The sequence below is a fragment of the Nitrospiraceae bacterium genome, assembly GCA_035623075.1.
GTDB lineage: Bacteria > Nitrospirota > Nitrospiria > Nitrospirales > Nitrospiraceae > DASPUC01.
In genome coordinates this window covers 157428-176537 of record DASPUC010000024.1, presented here as the reverse complement: position 1 = coordinate 176537, position 19110 = coordinate 157428, and the positions used below count along the sequence as shown (strand labels likewise).

Sequence of the window (19110 nt, the reverse complement as noted above, 5' to 3'; positions counted from 1 at the left end):
TTTATGGTCGAAGGCCTCTGCGTGACGTCCGGACATGAAGTCATAGTCCTTGTGATAGAGGATGAGCCGGAGATTCGCCGGTTCCTGCGGACGACCTTGCCCGCGCACGGCTTTCGCTTGTACGAGGCCACGACGGGACGGGACGGTCTGACCGAAGCCAAATCCCGAAATCCCGATCTCATCCTGCTCGATCTTGGTCTGCCGGATCTTGACGGAAACGAAGTGATTCGCCAGGTGCGGGAATGGACTGCCACGCCGATTATCGTGCTTTCGGCACGAGATCAGGAAAAGATGAAAGTGGTGGCGCTCGACCTCGGCGCTGATGATTATGTGACGAAGCCGTTCGGGATCGATGAGTTGCTTGCAAGGATGCGCACTGCCCTCAGGCACGTTGCCCGAGTAACTGAGGCTGGCGGTGAATCCGTGTTTTCGTTCGGTGGATTGCGAGTTGATCTCGGTCGACGGCAGGTATTTGTTTCTGGCAAGGAGGTTCATCTTACGCCAATAGAGTACAAGCTCCTCACTACGCTCGTTCGGCACGCTGGAAAAGTGCTCACCCATCGACAGTTGCTGAAAGAAGTGTGGGGTCCTCTCCACGTCGACGAGGGGCATTATCTTCGAGTGTACATGCGGCAGCTACGCAACAAGCTGGAATCCAATCCGGCCCATCCCCGTTATCTGGTGACCGAACTCGGAGTCGGGTATCGACTCCGGACGGAATGACCTCACTTCCTCACCGTCTGCATATCCTTCATCTTCACACTGTCAGTTTTCATCCCCTTTTGAAATGCGACGGGGTATAGTTCGCAGGGTCGAACAGAGGAGAGCTTTCCGGATATTCAGCGGGAGAGCATTGTGCGAGAGATCAACATATGCACACGTAAGAGGGAACCTTCTGAAATCCTGTCACCGAAGCCGCCCTATCGCCGGTTGAGCAGATTCTGCTGGTTGGTCGTTGGATGGACGTTGGTCGCACCGGTGTCTGTCAGTGAGGCTCAGGATGTGAATCAGGAGCCTGAGAAGCAAGCCAAACCCCAGCCTCCTCCATCCACAGCCAGCGAGTCATCAACAGACGACTGGCACTATGGCGCCTATCTCGACCTGAGCTACATCGTGAACTTTAATTTTCCCGAGAACCGCCGATGGCGCAGCCGAACCACGACTGAGCGCAACAATGAACTGACCCCCAACATGGGGCTTGTCTATGTCAGGAAGGACGCGACGGAATCCTCCCGCTGGGGGACGGAACTGGGTGTCCAATTCGGGTATGACACGGATGATTTCGCCTTTCTCAACAATGAGCCCAAGGTCGATGGTGCCGATACGCTGCGCCATATCCATCGCGCCAACGTGTCGTATCTGGCGCCGGTCGGAAACGGGCTGACCGTCACCGCTGGGCTGTTCAACAGCTTGATCGGGTACGAGTCGCTCTACGCGAAGGACAATTTCAACTACACTCGGTCCTGGGCAGCGGATAATACGCCGTACATGATGTTCGGTGTGAACGCTAAGTATCCGGTGAACGAGGATCTCACGATTGCGGCGTTCATCGTCAATCACTACTATCACCTGTCGACCCCCAACGATCAACCCAGCTATGGCGGACAAGTCACGTGGAAACCGATTCAGCGGTTCACGGTGACGAACACCCTCTATTATGGGCCGGACCAGCAGAGTACCTCATTGGAGTTCTGGCGGCTCTTCAGCGACAACAGCGTGGAATGGAAAGGGGACGATGTGACGGTCACTCTAATTTATGACATCGGCACGGAACGCATCCTCAATCAGGTGGGTAATCCCCGGACCTTCGTCATGGCCGGAGTGTTGCAAGGCAGGTGGCATATCGCCGGCCCCTGGAGCGTGGCCCTTCGTCCAGAATTTTATTGGGACCGGAACGGAAGGTGGACGGGGAATCAGCAGTTCGTGAAGGCGATCACCACCACCGTTGAGTACAAGTTCCCCTATATGTGGACAAACACGGTTGTCCGGCTCGAATATCGGTACGACGATTCGACCGGTGCCCAAGGCGGGTTCTTTACACGAAACCAAGTGAGTCCCGGCGTCATCGGGCTAACGCCAGGCCAACAGATGTTGTTACTCGGGATTCTCTGGACCTTCGACTCCCCATAGCGTGAGTCCGCTTAAGGATTCTGAGGATGCACCAGCCGATTCTTCACGGTAGCCAAGAGCTGCGTGAGTGCCTGCCGGCACGCGTGTGAAACTGTTGCCCGATCCTCTATTTGTGTCGCTGGCCCAACCTGCTTCGCGGTGCTCTGCGCGTCGTCCGTATGGAGTTGAGTTCCCGTCTTGACATCCCATACAGAGCTACGGAGAAGGCACAGAGCATCACTGTGAGTTCCGTCGGCGAAATATGCTCCCAGAATCGTCCAATAGAGAAGAGACGCTTTGTAGTTATTGTACCGATCGATCGCCGCGGCCCCGTCTAGAATTAGGAGCTCGTCTGCGCCATAGCGCGACGCGGACTCTCGGAGCTCGGTGAGTGTGTTGCCCTTGATCGAAGATTGCGACACGAAAGTCGAGCCGGACACGACTCCCGTTGAACGGAGACCATTTGCCCAAGCCAGTACTGTGTCACGATCGTCGTCCGTCCAATCAAATTCCCGTTTGATGAATCCCGTCGGTTTCAGGTAGAGCCCGAGCTTAAGAGCAGAAGGCCTCGAAGAGCGAGCCGCGTGAGAGGACATCGGCTGCTCCCCGATGAAGCGCTCTTCTTCATAACGCAGCAGGTCGTTGAGCGGCTTCGGATCCAGTCCTTGGCTACTCGCACAACCGGTCAGAACGCACAGGAGCACAGCTATAACGCGCGGCTCAGTCATGTGGCCGGTGTGCTGATCGTGATGTGTGAGAGGTCTTCGAGAGCGATCATCAGCGCATGGGTGCCGGATCGGCCGTGACCTAAGCTTTGAACTTTCTCGTAGAGCCGATGTACGAGAGAAAGCCCCGGCAGCGTGAGTCCCATCCGTCTCGATTCTTCCAACGCAATACCCATATCCTTGATGAAGTGCTCGACAAAGAAGCCTGGATCAAAATTCCGCTGGAGGATTCGCGGCGCCAAATTCTCCAAGGTCCAACAGGCCGCGGCTCCGCTTCGGATCACGTCCAACAGTCGATTGAGATCAAGACCGGCTCGATACCCGTAGAGCAGACTTTCGCACACGCCCACCATCGTCCCAGCGATCACGATCTGGTTACACAGTTTCGCGTGCTGACCAGAACCGGGCCCACCCTGATGCACAATCTTCTTCCCTAGTACTTCAAACAAAGGCATCACGACCTGAACCACGGGCTTCTCGCCTCCCACCATAATGGAGAGTGTGCCGTTGCGCGCACCGACATCGCCACCGGACACCGGCGCGTCGATGGCGTGGAGACGTTTGGCTTCGGCAGCGTCAGCAATCTCACGGCTCAAGGATGGTTGTGTCGTCGTCATGTCGATAAGGTATGTTCGCGGGCGAGCGCCAGCGAGGAGTCCGTCTGCTTCGAAATAGACCTGCCGGACATCTTGAGGAAATCCGACCATGGTAAAGACGACATCAGATGTGGCGGCGGCCTCATGTGGACTCTCCGCCCAGCGGGCACCTCGATCAATCAGCGGCTGAGCTTTTGCTCGTGTACGAGAATGGACTGTCACTCGGTAGCCGGCCCTGAGCAAATGTTCACACATGGCAGCACCCATCACCCCGGTGCCGATCCACCCGATACTTGTACCGAGAGGCGTGATGGGTAGCGTTGTCATCATTCGAGCGCTTGACTAGTCTGGCAGGGGCGTAATCCTATCCGCCACAGCCTGGATGATTCCCTCCTGATCTCTCGCCACCTTGATCCCCTCAAAACTCAAATAGAATCCGCCGTGACTGGGAGCTTGGATTGTGGTGATGAGTTCAATCCGTTGGCCGTCCTCAACGTCAGGATCCTTCACAGTCGGGATGCCGCAGAGGCCATAGACGGCGACGTTGATCACGCCGGTCTCGTCCTCCAGGTAGAACAGATAGGCTCCGTAACAGGCCGTGCCAGCCGGCAACTTGTAGGGATCGAGCGGTGTCACATTCCGAACGGTCCCCTGCAACGTGACCTGCCGCAAGTGGAACGACATCGGTTCGTCCAGGATCTGGCGGATCGTGACTGGTTCACCGGCCGCAGCCGACGAGAAACCGACCGACCATCCGAGCCACACACAGGCCAAGAGTTGCACCAGCCGTCTCATCATCGCCCCATTTTACAGAACGTCAGAGCAGAAGTCCCTTCCGCAGAACGTATGCAGTCGCTATAATTCGCGGCGGCTTTCTTTATGGAGGACCATGATGACTGTGCAAGCGCCACAACTCAACGCCTATGTGGTGGAAACCCGACCAAGGTTTGAAGACCTGCTCGGTCAGATGGTGGAGATTCCGTCGATCAGCATGGACCCAGCTAAAGCTGGGGACATCAGGAGAATGGCCGATCTTGCGGTACAGATTCTGATCGATCAAGGTGCGGCGGCGCAGATCGTCGAAACCGGCGGCTATCCGATCGTGTCCGGTGGCTGGATGACCGGCGCGAAGCATCCGACCGTCACCATTTACAACCATCTCGACGTGCAGCCGGCACAGGAACCGGAATGGAGACAGGAGCCGTTTGTTTTTAAAAATGACGGTGGCTTCTATCATGGTCGCGGCGCAACCGATGACAAAGGCCCGGCTCTCGCAGCGGTGTTGGGGGCGCGTTATGCCATTGAGCAAGGTATTCCGATCAATATCCGTTTCGTGTGGGAACTCGAGGAGGAAATCGGCAGCCCGCACTTCGCGGTCGGCGTAAAGAATCAGGCGGCGATTCGGCGACCGGATTCTGTTGTGGTATCGGATACGATCTGGATTGCGAAGGGTCGTCCGGCCATGCCATACGGGCTGCGTGGCTTGCTCGGCGCGCGGCTCACCCTGCGTACCGGCAGCAAGGATGCTCACTCAGGCGTCACGGGCGGTGCGGCGCGTAATCCGCTGGCGGAACTCATGGAAGTCGCACATGCCTGTGTGGAGGCGAAAACCGGCAAGGTGAAGATTCCCGGGTTCTACAACGATGTCGTTGAACCATCGAAAGACGAGATTAAAAGCTTTCTCAAATCGGGATTTCAAGTGAAACGATTTAAAGAGGCCTACGGATTTCACACGCTTCGCACGCACGATCCGGCCGAGATCACCAAGCGGATTTGGGCTGCCCCGACCTTCGAGATCCATGGGCTCACCGGCGGCTACCACGGCCCGGGCTTGAAGACCATCGTGCCTGGTCATGGCGAGCTGAAAGTCAGCATGCGCTTGGTGCCGAACCAGACGCCGGAGAAGGCGCTTGCGTTGTTCAAGAAGTATGTGGCGAAGCTCAATCCCGATGTGAAGGTGGAACGGGAGAGCATGCTTCATCCTTATAAAGGAAGTTTCGACGGACCCTATGTCGAATGCGTGAAACGGTCGGTCAAGGCGGGATTCGGCAAAGAACCTGCTTTTATTCGGGAAGGAGGATCGATCGGCGCCGTGGTGACGATGCAGGAAGCCTGGAAGGTGCCGATCCTCTTTATGGGCCTCAGCCTCCCCGAACACGGGTATCATGCCCCGAACGAATATTTCGATTGGGGTCAGGCCTCCGGCGGGATGAAAGCCTTCGCACATTATTTCGCGGAGCTGGCGACAATGGGGAAGGGGTAGGGCAGCCTGGTCGTCCTCCTGCTCGCGGAACGCGCGCCCTCAGAAGGGCCTCGTTCGACGCGAGCATTCGAGGATCAACCAGGCCGCCCTATCGAAGTGAGCAGTGGTCAAAAATACAAACACCGATCCTCCGCGGCATTCGCAGGCATGGCAAAGCAGCCCGCAAAATACCAGTATTACTCTTGAGGGAAAGTTGACGTAATATTCTGAAGCAAGTAGCTTGCCCTCGTGGCAGGTTCAGATCTTGACGAGATTGGTCCTTGGTCTGAAGTAAAACTCGACATCGTACGAGAGTACGCGCAGGCCTACTCTCGAATACTTTCTGGCCAAAAGAAGCTGAGGCTTCATCATGTCTACATTGATGCTTTTGCAGGACCTGGAGTACACATATCTCGCTCAACAAAAGAGTTTGTTGCGGGTTCCCCACTCAATGCTCTGAATGTGCGCCCGCCATTTTCGGAATATCACTTCATTGACATAAACCAAGCACGGATTGACTCTCTTCAACAAGTCGCCGAAAAACGGGCTAATGTATTCGTGCACGAAGGCGACTGTAACGAGGTGCTTCTTGAGAAAGTATTCCCCAAAATCCAGTTCAAAAACTATCGCCGCGGACTCTGCCTGCTGGATCCGTATGGGCTGCATCTTGATTGGCGAGTGATCTATACTGCTGGCCAGATGAAATCAATCGAGATATTTTTGAACTTTCCAATTATGGATATGAATATGAATGTGTTAAAGCACAATCCGGACTCTGTCCCACCTGACCAGGCGGAAAGGATGACTCGATTCTGGGGCGACGAAAGTTGGAAAACTGCAGCATACTCACCGGCTGGAAATCTTTTCGGCTACCAAGAGAAAACCGACAACGAGGCTGTCACAGAAGCTTTCCGAGAGCGATTGCTCCGAATCGCTGGCTTCAAACATGTGTCTCGGCCACTGGCCATGCGAAACTCACGGGAGGCTGTTGTTTACTACCTCTTCTTCGCATCTCCTAAGCCAGTGGCTCTCGAGATCATCGACGATATCTTCAAGAAACATGAAAAGAGGCTTTAGGCTAGAGCATGGCAGGTCCTACGAAGATTGAATGGACAGAGGCAACGTGGAATCCCGTGACAGGCTGCGACAAGATCAGTCCAGGATGCAAGAACTGCTATGCCGAGCGCTTGGCTTTACGATTGCGAGCGGCGGGTACGTCTCAGTACAAGAATGGGTTCATCCTTTCGCTTCACCCTGAAGCACTGGAAATACCATTAAGCTGGAAAAAATCCAGAGTTATATTTGTGAATTCGATGAGCGACCTATTTCACAGAGACGTTCCATTTGAATTCATTAAGCGAGTTTTTAGTGTCATGCGGGCAACACCTCAGCATCAATTCCAAATCCTTACAAAGCGTGCAGAACGAGTGGCAGAGCTAGATGACCAACTGACATGGGGAGACAACGTTTGGATGGGAGTAAGCGTCGAGAGCAGCGATTACCTATTTAGGATCGATCACCTTAAAAAAACGAGCGCGAAAATCAAATTCCTATCCCTAGAACCCCTATTGGGCCCGTTGCCGCGTCTCGACTTGAATGGAATCAATTGGGTTATTGTTGGAGGGGAATCCGGTCCCTATTCTCGGCCAATGAAACCGCAGTGGGTTCGTCAAATAAGGGCTCAATGTATCGCCGCAAAGGTGCCTTTCTTCTTTAAGCAGTGGGGTGGAGTATTCAAGAGCAGAACGGGCCGGACCCTTGATGGAAGAACATGGGATCAGATGCCGAGCAGGGTGAAACCAAAGTTTGACGGCGGACTTGTGACACTAGCTGCTTTTTCGAATCGCTGAATTATTTGCTCCTCATCTTGCAATACATTCTGAACTCAATCCCGGTCGAACTTCCATCGGCCGCATCGATCGGGCAGGGTGAGCGCTTTGGTAAGGTGATCGAGAAACTCGTGCCGAGGGATCTCTTCGGCGCCGAGCATTTTGATGTGGCGCGAGGATTGCTGGCAGTCGAAGATCCGAAAGTCCCAAGCCCGGAGCTGCCGCACGAGTGAGACCAGCGCGACCTTTGAGGCGTCCGGCACGCGCGTGAACATCGATTCTCCGAAGAAGATGCCGCCGAGCGCGACGCCGTAGAGCCCGCCAACCAGATGTCCTTCCCGCCAAGTTTCAACAGAATGGGCGTAGCCCAGTTCGTGAAGTGTCCCGTAGGCATCGACCATGGCGTCCGTAATCCAGGTTCCTCCCTCGGGATACTGAAGCCGCGGTCCCGCGCATCCCTGCATCACGTCGCGAAACCTCGTGTCGAGCGTAACGGTAAACCCGCCGAGATGCAGCTTTCTCTTCAGGCTGCGAGAAATGTGGAGCTTGTCCGGAAACAGTACAGCTCGAGGATCGGGTGACCACCACAATATCGGCTGGTCGTCGTTGTACCAAGGAAAAATGCCATGGCGATAGGCTTCGAGTAATCGCTCCGTGCGCAGATCGCCGCCGACGGCAAGCAGGCCCTCGGGCGACGCCAGTTCTACCGGAGGAAAGCGCAGGTCATCGCCGCGCTGGTTCAGTTTGAACATGCTACTGCACGATACCGCAGGCGGCAGGGAAAGACTATAACGAGTGCCTGTGGACTGCCTGTCCGTCGATCTCGGTGGGTCCGAGGCGGAGCACCATGTGGTGCTCCGCCGTCTCTATGATTTGTGCTCTTCTGCCGATGCCAAAATCGGCTTAAAGCTTGGATCGGCGTCGAGGACGGCCTTGAGCAGTTCCGAGTGCAGAAAATAACGCCAGACCTCGTCGGTTTTCCCCGGCACTTCATCGAACCAGCGTTTCGCTTCCGTCAAGTGATGGAGCAACTTAGCCTTGTCGCCGTAGTTCGGCATGAAGATCATGCAGTAGGCCATCGTGTATTCGGCGAGAAACTTGTCGATCGGGAGTTCGGCCATCGCGAGAGATGCCTCGGCGTCTCCGTAGGCTCGATTGATTTCCGGATCGTCCAGGATTCGATTCCACGCCACTTTGTGCATACGCGACCAGGCAAGCTGGAGCATGGCCTCGGCCTTAGCTGCCTTACGCCCTTCCGGTATGTCCTTGACCAGGGCTTCGTCCGTGTCGATCGCCGCCTGTTGCTCGTTGTTCCATCGATACGCCGCACCGAGCCGGAAACGATTGTCGAGTTGTTCCGGTCTGACCTTGGCCAAGGTTTCCAGCGCCGGCAACATACGAAAGAGATAATCCGCGGGCGTCGGCTGTGGCAGTCCGCCCATTTCCATGTCATTCGACAGATCCATCCGGATCGATTGGGCATAGACGTTCCAGTAAAACTCGTCGACGACCAGCGACAGGGCCGGGTCTTTAACCATGACTTGGTGACTGTTCTTTCCTTCGCGGAGGAACACCGCATACAGATGGCGTGTCAAGACGGTCAACGCGTCCGGCTGGTTCGGATCGATGATGAGAATGCGATTGAGCAGCGCCACCCGATCACGCAGATCAGGAAACGTGGCGGCCCGAGCGGCAGCCGCCGTCAGGGTGCCAGGCTGATCAGTCGGTCCCCACCATAGAAGCGAATCGGGAAGAGCCCGGCTCTTTTCGGTTGTAAAGGGGATTTGCTCAGGCACCACGCCAGGGGTTTCGGGCCGTGCGCTCACAGGTAAATTAAAGACGGCAGCATCGCCGGGGAACCCGTGCTTCTTGAGACCAGTAAAGATTACCCATTGGGTTGTGACCGACTTCAGCGCCGCCCGTGCGCGTTTGATCGTGTTGGCCCGTTTCACCACTCCTGCTGCGTAGGTGACCGGCGAGGTGAGGAGATCCTGATAACTCACGGTCAAGAATACCAGGGTGGTGGGAACCTCGACGACCTTGCCGTTGGGTTTGAGACGGAACGATCCAGAAGGAATGGATTGACTCTTGGCCACGGTTACGTGCAGACCGGTTCCTGGCGGGGAAATCCCCAATTCCTCCATCACGAAGGCGGAGGCCGGCATGCGAGGCAATTCGTCGCCGAAGAACGCCAGCAGCCCGGCGCTCGGCCAAAGGACCGTCATGGCTACATCATCCCGTTTCAGCACGGGTGCGTGGGCTGTTTTGAGGGTTTGCCAGCAGGAGTCGTAAGAGGGGTCGTTTTCCGGCGGATAGGATTTCACTGCCGCAGGAGAAGCGGCCACGATTCTATACTGACAGGCAAAATCCAGTTGACCGACGGTCACACGGTCTCCTTTGGCGATCGCTTCGGCGTAACGGCGCGCCGTATCCGAGGCAGGGGTGCTTTTTGTGACGGCGGGCTTCTGCTGTTTCGCTGTGGCCGCAGCCAGAGGGCCAGTGAGTCCAAGGGTGATGACCGTCAGAATACCGGCAAGAACCGTAATGTTCGAAATTCGTGTGAAGCGACATGCCATAACGAGTCCCTGCCCTCCCAAACAATGAAAGACTCAAAAAAACCACTCTAACATGGCCTCGGAAGAATCCGAAAGGGGCTTGGGTCGAGATCCCCGCGGTCATGGGGCGGGCGGTTGTGGCGTCAGCGGGCGATTAAAACGAACAAGCGAGCGGATGTATGCGAGGACTGCTTGTTGATCTTCGTCGGATAGCTCGTCCTCCCATGCCGGCATCGCCGTACGAGGGCGTCCATTCGCGATGATCTTTAATAGGTCCTGATCGGATTTGGCCGACGTGGCGGCCGAAATCAGGTTTCCCGGTCGGGGAGAGAGAGACAATGCATTGCGCCCGTCTCCGCGGCCTTCGGATCCATGACAATCGAGACATCGTTGTTCATAGAGGATCCGGCCACGTTCCCATTTCGCTTGATCAGACGGAGCCGCGACCCACGTTAATCCAATCCCTAATAGGCCGGAGACGATCGTGGCCAAAGCTGTTCGCCCTCCTCCTGGCGGGGTATGTTCCATAGTCCGTCACTCTACTACAATTATAGCCGCCATCTGGTGACCCGGCATGTCGCAGATGTATAAGAATTCGCCGACCTGCTCCGGTGTGAAATGGATCTCCACCGACCCTTCAGGGGGGACGATGGCTCGTTTGAATCCATGGGGTCCGAATTCTGGCGCTCCATTGCCGGTGACGTTGAGATTCACACCAGTAAACAGATCAGAAGGCACAAAGGCATGGAGCTCGCTGTCATGGTTTCTGATGACGAATGTCGTCGCCTGTCCACGATGAAGAACAGCGCGATGAGGTATGAAGACGCGGCTTTGGATATCCACGGTGACGACAAGAGATTCTGCCGCCCTGGCCGGGGGCACATGCCAACTCAGACATAGGGCAAGGAAGATCATCCGCTGCGTCACGCTCCACATCTGACGAGTCATCGTGGTCCATGTTGTCATAACCGAGTCTGCGTACGTGCGACGCGCAAGATGTTTTCCCGCATTGCCTGACGATCGGCCGGCGAGAGTGCCGGGATGGGGCGATGACGACAAAGGGCGACCGTATGACGGAGTGACTCCACAAACACCTCGCAGTTGGGACACGTACCGAGATGGCGGCGGATTTCATCGCACACATTTGAAGCGAGTTCGTCGTCAATGTAGGCGGACAATCGCTGCAAAATGTGCAGACACCGGCCTGTCTCGTGTTTGTGAGCGGATCCTCCCTGCGCCTCAGCTTTCTTTCGCGGTGTCGGTTTTTTCGTCATCGGTCGTATCCTCCTGACGTCTGTATCGCCGCAGGCGCATCGTCCGAGTGGCCTTCTGGAATCCCCCGGGCGCTGAGTTCCCGCCTGACGAACAAGCGAGCTCGATGAAGCCGGGATTTGACGGCCCGTTCGTTTAATCCCATCACTGTCCCGACCTCTTTGGCGCTCAGCCCTTCCATATCGCGGAGTACGAGGACCATCCGATATTTTCTCGGGAGCTTCCCGATGGCCTGATCGAGTGCCTGACGGAGCTCCTTGTTCTGAAGCGCTTCTTCCGGGGTTAGCCCGTCGACTGGAATTTGCAGTCGGAATTCACCCTCCGAGGTCGGGACGAACTCATCGAGCGACAGCTCCCGTTCCGGCTCCCCCTTCTTTTTTCGACGCATGCGCAGACAGGCGCGTGAGGCGATGGTATAGAGCCACGTCGAAATCTGGGCATCGCCCCGAAAATCCTTGAAACCCCGGTAAGCATTCAAAAAGGTTTCCTGAACCAAATCTTTCGCCGCTTCGACCTCTCCACAGAGCCGATTAGCGTAGCGATAGATCAGATCGACATGGTCTCGATAGATCCTATCAAATTGGGAACGCTCGTCGTCGGTGGCACGGTTGGCTTGCTTACGAAGATTCTTGGGAGGCTGAGTCGACATCGGTGGCGCGGAGTCTAGGAGGTCGGTCGTGGGCTGTCAAGCTGGGAGACGTTGCTACCCAAAGCAAACGTGTCAGACAAGATGCTAAGGGGATGGTGCGGTGCTTGCGCGAGGGGTTGGACGCGTGCCACTCGATCCTGCCGCGGCGAGATCGACGCCGACATGGCCCTGGTCGATGTGCAGGGTCATGCGCTGCCCGACCTTCGCATTGTGAACCCCGATTTTGGTGTTGATGGTCACCACGCCGATCGGTGTTCGGAGAAAGACAAAATTAGACTTTATTTTCGAGACCGTGCCGGAGAGCAACACATGTGTATCAGATCCGGACGGTGGGGCTTGGCCCACTTGGAGATCGAACTGAAGGTCGTGGACTCCGATCACGGTATCCGCCCCATCCACTTCAACGGTCAGCGGGTCTCCATCGTGATGCGACGCAAGTCGTTCCTCGTGTGTGCCGGGGTGAACGGCCTGTTCTCCGGTGGGGGTCCACCAGAGCAATCGTTTGCTCGAGTCAGTCGCTGATTTCATCGGCCCGCTCAAATAGCGATGGACCAATGTGTCATCTCCCTTTTTGTGGATCTCGACTACGGAGCTGGTTTCGTGCAGCCAAAACCGGACTTCCTGAGAGGCCTTGAGATCTTTCAAGGTCGTTTTTGAGCTGAATGTGAGCATCCCGATCGGAGTCTTAAGAAAGACAATACCCGCTTTCGTTCGCCACACCGATCCTCGCAAGACAATGGAAGGGTCGGCCTCATCTGTCGCAGCGGCTGCTGGATTGGCTTGGGTGTTGGGTGGAATGGCCGTCTGTGACGGCGGCTCTTCGGCTGCGCTCACGCCGGTGAGGGCTGCTGAGAGCGCGAGCCCACAAACCAGAAGACTCATGCTGTGCAGGACGTGAACGGCGCAGGGATGGGTATGCCTGATCATGACGTCGTCTCGATGGAACAACGAAGGCGATCATGTGATGCAAACCTCCATGAGTCTACATCCCGAGATCCGCCCCTGTCGGCGCCTGGAGTACTTGTGCGAATAACACGATGCCGGGGGAGTGTCAAGGCGAAAGCCTTCACCCCCTGTGAGCGGCCACAATGTTCCCTACACGATTGCCTGTGAGAGTGCTGCAGTTCGGTGAAGATCGGTATCGAGGGCAGAATGATGCTCCGCGTGACCGAGGCTGTGAAGAGTGAGAATGATGCGAGGGTGCTTAGTGGCCGAATCGGGGATACCGAACCCACGGATAAGAATTGGCGGGGTCACCATGTAACACACTCGGCGCATTTCGAATTGGGCCCAGTCGTGCGGGTCCATCCGACCGCGGAGTTGTTCCAACACATCGCGGCAAAACTCTGTAAATATTGACGGCAACGATTCGTGAGTCGGGGGGCTCCAGGCCCTGCCCGATTCCCCAAAGAGGGTTATGAGAGAGCGAGCTGGGCCATTCATATGGAGGATTTGCGTTGGTGAGGAGAACACGATCATGCCAGATTCAGTAGTAGAGGAGGGATGGGTCGGATATGTCGGGGCGGTGATTGGGCCGCTTGCTAGTTTGTCGGATTGTTTCACGCCGATCCTCTAGTGAAAATGGCCATCGGGACGTGCAAATGTTGAACCTGAGAGCATGGAAAGTCTGTCTGGCGAAAATAGCGGGAATTCCGGCATAGCGATTCATGCAGGCGAGCGGATGTGTACAGAGATGCTCATGGTCGTTCAGAAACTGTTCGAATTATTTCTTCCTGGCGAGGATCCGAAGGGGGGTGCCGGAAAATCCATACTCCTCTCGGATCTGATGCTCGAGGTATCGCAAATAGGCAGGCGTAACGTCTTCCGGATGGCCGACAAACAAGGCGAAGACGGGCGGCTTCGTGGCGACCTGGGTCATAAAAGCTGACTTCGTGACCTTCGTGGGCTTCCCCTTTCGAACGGGCAGGGGGTGGGTCGCCAAAATTTGTTGCAAGAACTGGTTGAGGTGTCCGGTGGGGACTCGTTTCGAGAATGAGGCGAAGGCTTCGTCGATGGCCGGGAACAACCGGCGCAAGGAGTCGGGTTTGAGCGCAGATCCGAAGAGGACGGGGGCCCAGGGGAGAAACGGAAATCGACGCCGGAGATCTTGCTCGGTTTGCTGGCGGGCCTGTGCGTCACCTTCGCGAAGATCCCATTTATTCACGAATAGGAGGCAGGCTCGCCCCTGTCGCAAGGCGAGGCCGGCGATCTTCGTATCTTGTTCGGTGACGCCCTCGACGGCATCTAGCAACAGCACGGCTACGTCGGATCGTCCGATCGCGCGAAGCGAACGAGCCACACTATAGCCCTCAATCCCGCGGTCAATCTTCCCCCGGCGGCGAATGCCGGCCGTGTCGGTGAACAGATATTGCCGGCCCTGGTAGGTGGCCAACGAATCGATGGTATCTCGCGTGGTTCCTGGTACGTCGCTGACCACAACCCGATCTTCTCCCAGGACAGTGTTCACGAGGGTCGATTTACCGACGTTCGGCCGTCCGACAACTGCAACGCGGGGTGTCTCGCTCCGCATTTCGCCTTCCTCGACCGGAGGGAGCAAGGGGTATAGGGCATCGAGGAGTTCGGCAACGCCGATGCCATGTTCCGCAGAGATTGGATAGAGCATATCCGTGCCAAGCTGATAAAAGTCAGCCACCAGCGGGTCGGATTTGGGGGTATCAATCTTGTTCACAGCCACAAACAAAGGCTTCGTCGTACCCCGTAACAAGCGGACTACTTCTTGGTCTGGGGGCGTTAAGCCGGCCCGTCCGTCCATCAGGAGGATGAGGAGATCAGCTTCGGCAATTGCCAACTCCGACTGACGGCGAATCAACGCCAGCATACCCTCTGTTGCCGAGGGTTCAAGCCCCCCTGTGTCGACCAACCGGAACTTTCGGCCCCGATAGGTGGCATCGGCATAATTGCGGTCCCGCGTAACGCCCGGGACGTCATCGACAATCGCAATCCGGCTGCCGAGGATACGGTTGAAGAGCGTGGACTTCCCGACATTCGGTCGACCAATGATGGCGACGATCGGTACGTGGCCCGTCTCGGCCATCGGCAGGGTCGAGGCAGAAGAAGTCTTGGGCTTAGCGCGTGCCATACGGCCTCGCGCGGACCGTAACACAGGGATTTTCACAAAGACAACAGGCTCGTCTTCTTGCCCAACCTTCGATATACTTTAACCCATGACTCAGCTCTCAGCACTCAGCACTCAGCTCATTCCCGATTGGTCTCAAATCGATGACGTTCTGCTCGATATGGACGGGACGTTGCTCGACCGCCATTTCGATAATTTCTTCTTCGAAGAGGAATTACCGAGGCGCTACGCCTTGTTACACGACACGACCTTCGAAGAAGCCCGCGACCTGCTCATGTCGATGTACCGGTCGGTCGAAGGTGAGTTAGCCTGGACCGACCTCCATTACTGGACCAAGCGAATCGGTATCGACGTTGTGGCCATGACAAAGGAACTTGATCACCTGATCGGATTTCTTCCAGGGGCGGAGGCGTTCTTGGGAAATCTGCGACGGATGGGTAAGCGGGTGACGATTGTGACCAACGCCCACGAGTCGGGCGTAGCCATCAAAACTGCGAGGACTGGTGTGGATCGATGTGTAGATCGTGTGGTAAATGCGTTTGAGGTGGGCTATTTAAAGATGCGATCGGAGTATTGGCCCAACTGCCAACGGCTCGTAGGGTTCGAACCAAAGCGTTCACTCTACATCGATGACGATGAATGCTGCCTGGTCGCCGCCCAGGATTTTGGTGTCGCTCATCTGTTGCATAGTGCCAAATCCAGTTCACAGCTCGAGCCTGCTCCTTCGTCCATCTTCACCTCCGTCGAACACTTTTCCGTCCTTATGAACGGACACCCCGGTAGCTAGGAGGAGGACGCCACGCCCCGGTACATCTCTGCCGCAAGTCGCGGGATGCCCTCCATTTGAAACCGGTCGAGGTTCGTGATGCAGAGACCAGCCTGCAAGATGAGCTGATCGATCCGTCGGTTCAGATTGCAGCCGCACCCGACTATTCGCTGGATCGGATTGAGTCGATCCTGCCAGGCAGCGATCCTCTCATTCTCGCTTCGGCCATGTTCAAGAAAGAGGTAACGGCCGGTCGGTTTGAGCACACGTCGGATTTCCTTGAGTGCTGTGATCGGGTCGGGGATAGTGCAAAGCGTCCAGGTACTGACTACGCAATCAAAGATTCGATCAGCAAACGGAAGCGTTTCCGCACTGACTCGGGTGATGTGAATCGGAAACGCCGCGGACTTGACCCGTTGCCTCACGCGATCGGGCAGGAGCGATGCCGGATCCACGGCATGCAACAATGATACGGTTTGAGGGTAGTGAGGGAGATTCAGTCCCGTTCCCAGACCGATCTCTAATGTTTCACCCTGCGCGTCTTGAAGCAGCAGGGCTCGCCACCGATGAAATTCCTCCCCGCTCATGACCCAATCCATCAGACGGGGGAAAATGTAGCTGCTATAGAGTCCCATGCCGCCGCAGTATAGCAAAGACGAGGCGAACGGCCTGTGCGAATCTTGTGACCCTCTGCGGGCTGTGTTAGATTCACAAGTTGCAAAATAGGCCATTAGCTGTCAGCTTTCAGCAGTAAGCTTTTTGAAAGGATTCCAGCTGAGTGCTGAAGGCTGACGGCTTCCCAGCACGATTATTATGTTATGAGCAAAACCTACGATCACCACGCCATCGAGGCAAAATGGCAAGCCTATTGGGAACAGCAGCGGCTGTTTCGGGCGACCGACGACCGATCGAAGCCCAAGTTTTATTGCCTCGACATGTTTCCCTATCCCTCCGGGTCCGGGTTGCACGTCGGTCATCTCGAAGGCTATACCGCCACCGACATCGTTTCCCGCTACAAGCGCATGAAGGGATTCAACGTGCTGCATCCGATGGGGTGGGACGCATTCGGGCTTCCGGCCGAACAGTATGCCGTGAAAACGGGCGTCCACCCAGCTGTGACGACCGCGCAGAATATCGAAACCTTCAAGCGACAAATGAAACGCATCGGGCTTTCCTATGACTGGGATCGAGAGCTCAGTACGACGGACCCCGCCTATTATCGTTGGACGCAATGGATCTTCTTGAAACTCTATGAGCGGGGCCTCGCCTATGTAGCGGAGGTACCGGTCAACTGGTGTCCGGCGCTGGGCACCGTGCTCGCGAACGAAGAAATTGTCGATGGCAAGAGCGAGGTCGGCGGCTTTGACGTTGTCCGCAAACCGATGCGGCAATGGGTATTGAAGATTACTGCCTATGCCGATCGATTGCTGGATGATCTCAAGTTAGTCGAATGGCCACCCAGTACGCTTGAGATGCAGAAGAATTGGATTGGTCGATCGATCGGAGCCGAGGTCGAATTTGAACTGGCCGGTGCCAAGGGTACGATTCGTATCTTTACCACCAGGCCTGATACCCTGTTCGGCGCCACCTATATGGTCATGGCGCCAGAGCACCCCTTAGTGGAGGTTGTGACGACGACAGACCGTCGTGCCGACGTGACGGCCTACCGTGATGCTGCCGCTCGTAAAAGTGATCTGCAGCGGCAGGAACTCGACAAGGAGAAGACCGGTGTCTTCACCGGAGGGTACGCTACCAATCCGGTAAACCAGGAACGGCTCCCGATCTGGATCGCGGATTATGTCTTAATGGGGTACGGGACCGGCGCCATCATGGCGGTACCGGCGCACGACGAACGCGACTGGGCCTTCGCTCGAACGTATTCCCTTCCGATCCGAGAGGTCATCGCGGGTGGCGATATCGAGAAGGAAGCGTTCGTGACAACCGAGAATGGAACTGTCGTCAACTCAACGACACGCGACGGAAGTTTTTCGATCAACGGCCTCACGCCGGTCGACGCGATTCCCAAGATCACGGCCTGGTTGGAGTCTCAAGGCAGGGGACGCAAAGCCGTCAATTACAAGTTGCGCGATTGGCTTTTCGCACGGCAACGCTATTGGGGTGAGCCCTTTCCGGTCGTGTGGATAGGCGAGGAATCTCGTCCACTGCCGGAAGAGCAACTCCCACTGGTACTGCCGGAAACAAGCAATTTCAAGCCCTCAGGAACGGGAGAAAGCCCTCTCTCAAATCTCCAGGATTGGGTGACCACCGTCGATCCGACAAGCGGAAAGCCCGCTCGGCGGGAAACCAACACGATGCCCCAATGGGCAGGATCCTGCTGGTACTACCTCCGATTCATTGATCCGACGAATCCACAACGCCTTGTCGATCCGGAGAAGGAACGCTACTGGATGCCGGTCGATCTCTACATCGGTGGCAGTGAACATGCTGTCTTGCATTTGTTGTACGCGAGGTTTTGGCACAAGGTGCTTTTCGACATCGGTGTTGTGAGTACGCCGGAGCCATTCAAGAAGCTCGTGCATCAAGGCATTGTTCTCGGAGAAGATAACCAAAAGATGTCGAAGTCTCGCGGCAATGTCGTGAATCCCGACGAAATGATGGATCAGTTCGGCGCTGATGCCGTGCGGCTCTATGAAATGTTCATGGGTCCGTTGGAGGCGATGAAGCCCTGGAGTACGAGGGGGGTCGAAGGCGTCACAAGGTTTTTGGAGCGAGTGTGGCGGTTGATGGTGAACGAAGAAGGCAATATATCGAGCGCGGTTGTAATGAAGGCACCGAGTCTCGATCAGCTGCGTCTCCTGCATCAAACGATCAAAAAAGTGACGGAAGACATCGAGACACTCCGATTCAACACGGCTATTTCACAGATGATGGTGTTTACCAACGAGCTGACGAAAATTGATCAGCGGCCACGGACATTGTTGGAACCGTTTGTATTGATCCTCTCGCCGTTTGCTCCACATCTGGCCGAAGAACTTTGGCAAAAATTGGGTGGACAGGCCAGTGTTTCACAACAGCCCTGGCCCGGCTTCGATTCCGCATTGACGATCAGCGATAGGTTGACGATTCCCATCCAGGTGAACGGAAAGCTTCGCGGAAAAATCGAGATCGGAGTCGACACGTCCCGAGTAGAGGTCGAGCGTCTCGCGCGAGGACAGATCGGTGAATGGATGCAGGGGAAAACACCTCAAAAAGTCATCTACGTTGAGAAGAAGCTCATCAACTTCGTGGTGTGAACAAAGCGGGTCTGAG

At 56.0% G+C, this 19110-nt stretch carries 18 protein-coding genes; 6 read left to right on the top strand and 12 right to left on the bottom strand.

Going from position 1 to position 19110, the window contains the following annotated elements; translation table 11 throughout:
• Window positions 1-3: 3 nt before the first annotated feature.
• Window positions 4-723, top strand: a complete 720-nt coding sequence (locus tag VEI50_07470) for a response regulator (protein HXX74952.1) — start codon at window positions 4-6, stop codon at window positions 721-723.
• A gap of 279 nt (window positions 724-1002) precedes the next feature.
• A complete protein-coding gene (locus VEI50_07465; protein HXX74951.1) occupies window positions 1003-2130 on the top strand; it encodes an outer membrane beta-barrel protein in 1128 nt (375 codons plus the stop codon).
• Window positions 2131-2141: 11 nt separating this feature from the next.
• Here VEI50_07465 and VEI50_07460 read toward each other — a convergent pair whose 3' ends face one another.
• From VEI50_07460 to VEI50_07450, 3 genes are read right to left on the bottom strand one after another with little or no spacing between them, the layout of a single operon-like run.
• On the bottom strand, window positions 2142-2837 hold the full coding sequence (locus VEI50_07460) for a hypothetical protein (protein HXX74950.1): 696 nt from the start codon (window positions 2835-2837) through the stop codon (window positions 2142-2144).
• Window positions 2834-3760, bottom strand: a complete 927-nt coding sequence (locus VEI50_07455) for an NAD(P)-dependent oxidoreductase (protein ID HXX74949.1) — start codon at window positions 3758-3760, stop codon at window positions 2834-2836. Before VEI50_07455 ends, VEI50_07460 begins: the two co-directional genes overlap by 4 nt.
• Window positions 3761-3772: 12 nt before the next feature.
• A complete protein-coding gene (locus tag VEI50_07450; protein HXX74948.1) occupies window positions 3773-4228 on the bottom strand; it encodes a hypothetical protein in 456 nt (151 codons plus the stop codon).
• Between the two features lie 91 nt (window positions 4229-4319).
• On the opposite strand from VEI50_07450, the gene VEI50_07445 reads away from it, so the two are divergent.
• Both VEI50_07445 and VEI50_07440 read left to right on the top strand, forming a co-directional pair.
• A complete protein-coding gene (locus VEI50_07445; protein HXX74947.1) occupies window positions 4320-5693 on the top strand; it encodes a M20/M25/M40 family metallo-hydrolase in 1374 nt (457 codons plus the stop codon).
• Window positions 5694-5921: 228 nt separating this feature from the next.
• Window positions 5922-6749 (top strand): three-Cys-motif partner protein TcmP, encoded by an 828-nt coding sequence (locus tag VEI50_07440; protein ID HXX74946.1) that lies wholly within the window; start codon window positions 5922-5924, stop codon window positions 6747-6749.
• 808 nt (window positions 6750-7557) lie between these two features.
• On the opposite strand, the gene aat is transcribed toward VEI50_07440, so the two are convergent.
• The 8 genes from aat to der form a co-directional block, all read right to left on the bottom strand.
• Window positions 7558-8253 (bottom strand): leucyl/phenylalanyl-tRNA--protein transferase, encoded by a 696-nt coding sequence (gene aat, locus VEI50_07435; GenBank protein HXX74945.1) that lies wholly within the window; start codon window positions 8251-8253, stop codon window positions 7558-7560.
• A gap of 114 nt (window positions 8254-8367) precedes the next feature.
• Window positions 8368-10077 (bottom strand): hypothetical protein, encoded by a 1710-nt coding sequence (locus VEI50_07430; protein ID HXX74944.1) that lies wholly within the window; start codon window positions 10075-10077, stop codon window positions 8368-8370.
• Window positions 10078-10176: 99 nt separating this feature from the next.
• Window positions 10177-10548 carry a cytochrome c gene (locus tag VEI50_07425; protein ID HXX74943.1) on the bottom strand — a complete coding sequence of 124 codons (372 nt, stop codon included), beginning with the start codon at window positions 10546-10548 and terminating at the stop codon, window positions 10177-10179.
• Between the two features lie 42 nt (window positions 10549-10590).
• On the bottom strand, window positions 10591-11022 hold the full coding sequence (locus tag VEI50_07420) for a cupredoxin domain-containing protein (GenBank protein ID HXX74942.1): 432 nt from the start codon (window positions 11020-11022) through the stop codon (window positions 10591-10593).
• Window positions 11019-11330 (bottom strand): zf-HC2 domain-containing protein, encoded by a 312-nt coding sequence (locus VEI50_07415; protein HXX74941.1) that lies wholly within the window; start codon window positions 11328-11330, stop codon window positions 11019-11021. Before VEI50_07415 ends, VEI50_07420 begins: the two co-directional genes overlap by 4 nt.
• Window positions 11327-11977, bottom strand: coding sequence for an RNA polymerase sigma factor (locus VEI50_07410; GenBank protein ID HXX74940.1), 651 nt, complete (start codon window positions 11975-11977; stop codon window positions 11327-11329). Before VEI50_07410 ends, VEI50_07415 begins: the two co-directional genes overlap by 4 nt.
• An 84-nt stretch (window positions 11978-12061) precedes the next feature.
• The gene (locus VEI50_07405; GenBank protein ID HXX74939.1) at window positions 12062-12859 is read right to left on the bottom strand and encodes a hypothetical protein; all 798 of its coding nucleotides are present in this window, start codon (window positions 12857-12859) and stop codon (window positions 12062-12064) included.
• An 841-nt stretch (window positions 12860-13700) separates the two neighbouring features.
• On the bottom strand, window positions 13701-15077 hold the full coding sequence (der, locus tag VEI50_07400) for a ribosome biogenesis GTPase Der (GenBank protein HXX74938.1): 1377 nt from the start codon (window positions 15075-15077) through the stop codon (window positions 13701-13703).
• An 85-nt stretch (window positions 15078-15162) separates the two neighbouring features.
• Between der and VEI50_07395 the strand changes: the two genes are divergently transcribed.
• Window positions 15163-15861 (top strand): HAD family hydrolase, encoded by a 699-nt coding sequence (locus VEI50_07395; protein HXX74937.1) that lies wholly within the window; start codon window positions 15163-15165, stop codon window positions 15859-15861.
• On the opposite strand, the gene VEI50_07390 is transcribed toward VEI50_07395, so the two are convergent.
• Complete coding sequence (locus tag VEI50_07390) at window positions 15858-16475, bottom strand: class I SAM-dependent methyltransferase (protein ID HXX74936.1); 618 nt, start codon at window positions 16473-16475, stop codon at window positions 15858-15860. The genes VEI50_07395 and VEI50_07390 overlap by 4 nt on opposite strands.
• A 183-nt stretch (window positions 16476-16658) precedes the next feature.
• On the opposite strand from VEI50_07390, the gene leuS reads away from it, so the two are divergent.
• Window positions 16659-19094 carry a leucine--tRNA ligase gene (gene leuS / locus VEI50_07385; GenBank protein ID HXX74935.1) on the top strand — a complete coding sequence of 812 codons (2436 nt, stop codon included), beginning with the start codon at window positions 16659-16661 and terminating at the stop codon, window positions 19092-19094.
• Window positions 19095-19110: the final 16 nt, after the last annotated feature.

Bases quoted from the DNA above. Each gene is read 5' to 3' on its own strand.
- VEI50_07470 (HXX74952.1), top strand. From the start codon at position 4: ATGGTCGAAGGCCTCTGCGTGACGTCCGGACATGAAGTCATAGTCCTT.
- VEI50_07460 (HXX74950.1), bottom strand. From the start codon at position 2,837: ATGACTGAGCCGCGCGTTATAGCTGTGCTCCTGTGCGTTCTGACCGGT.
- VEI50_07455 (HXX74949.1), bottom strand. From the start codon at position 3,760: ATGATGACAACGCTACCCATCACGCCTCTCGGTACAAGTATCGGGTGG.
- VEI50_07450 (HXX74948.1), bottom strand. From the start codon at position 4,228: ATGATGAGACGGCTGGTGCAACTCTTGGCCTGTGTGTGGCTCGGATGG.
- VEI50_07445 (HXX74947.1), top strand. From the start codon at position 4,320: ATGATGACTGTGCAAGCGCCACAACTCAACGCCTATGTGGTGGAAACC.
- aat (HXX74945.1), bottom strand. From the start codon at position 8,253: ATGTTCAAACTGAACCAGCGCGGCGATGACCTGCGCTTTCCTCCGGTA.
- VEI50_07430 (HXX74944.1), bottom strand. From the start codon at position 10,077: ATGGCATGTCGCTTCACACGAATTTCGAACATTACGGTTCTTGCCGGT.
- VEI50_07420 (HXX74942.1), bottom strand. From the start codon at position 11,022: ATGACAACATGGACCACGATGACTCGTCAGATGTGGAGCGTGACGCAG.
- VEI50_07415 (HXX74941.1), bottom strand. From the start codon at position 11,330: ATGACGAAAAAACCGACACCGCGAAAGAAAGCTGAGGCGCAGGGAGGA.
- VEI50_07410 (HXX74940.1), bottom strand. From the start codon at position 11,977: ATGTCGACTCAGCCTCCCAAGAATCTTCGTAAGCAAGCCAACCGTGCC.
- VEI50_07405 (HXX74939.1), bottom strand. From the start codon at position 12,859: ATGAGTCTTCTGGTTTGTGGGCTCGCGCTCTCAGCAGCCCTCACCGGC.
- der (HXX74938.1), bottom strand. From the start codon at position 15,077: ATGGCACGCGCTAAGCCCAAGACTTCTTCTGCCTCGACCCTGCCGATG.
- VEI50_07395 (HXX74937.1), top strand. From the start codon at position 15,163: ATGACTCAGCTCTCAGCACTCAGCACTCAGCTCATTCCCGATTGGTCT.
- VEI50_07390 (HXX74936.1), bottom strand. From the start codon at position 16,475: ATGGGACTCTATAGCAGCTACATTTTCCCCCGTCTGATGGATTGGGTC.
- leuS (HXX74935.1), top strand. From the start codon at position 16,659: ATGAGCAAAACCTACGATCACCACGCCATCGAGGCAAAATGGCAAGCC.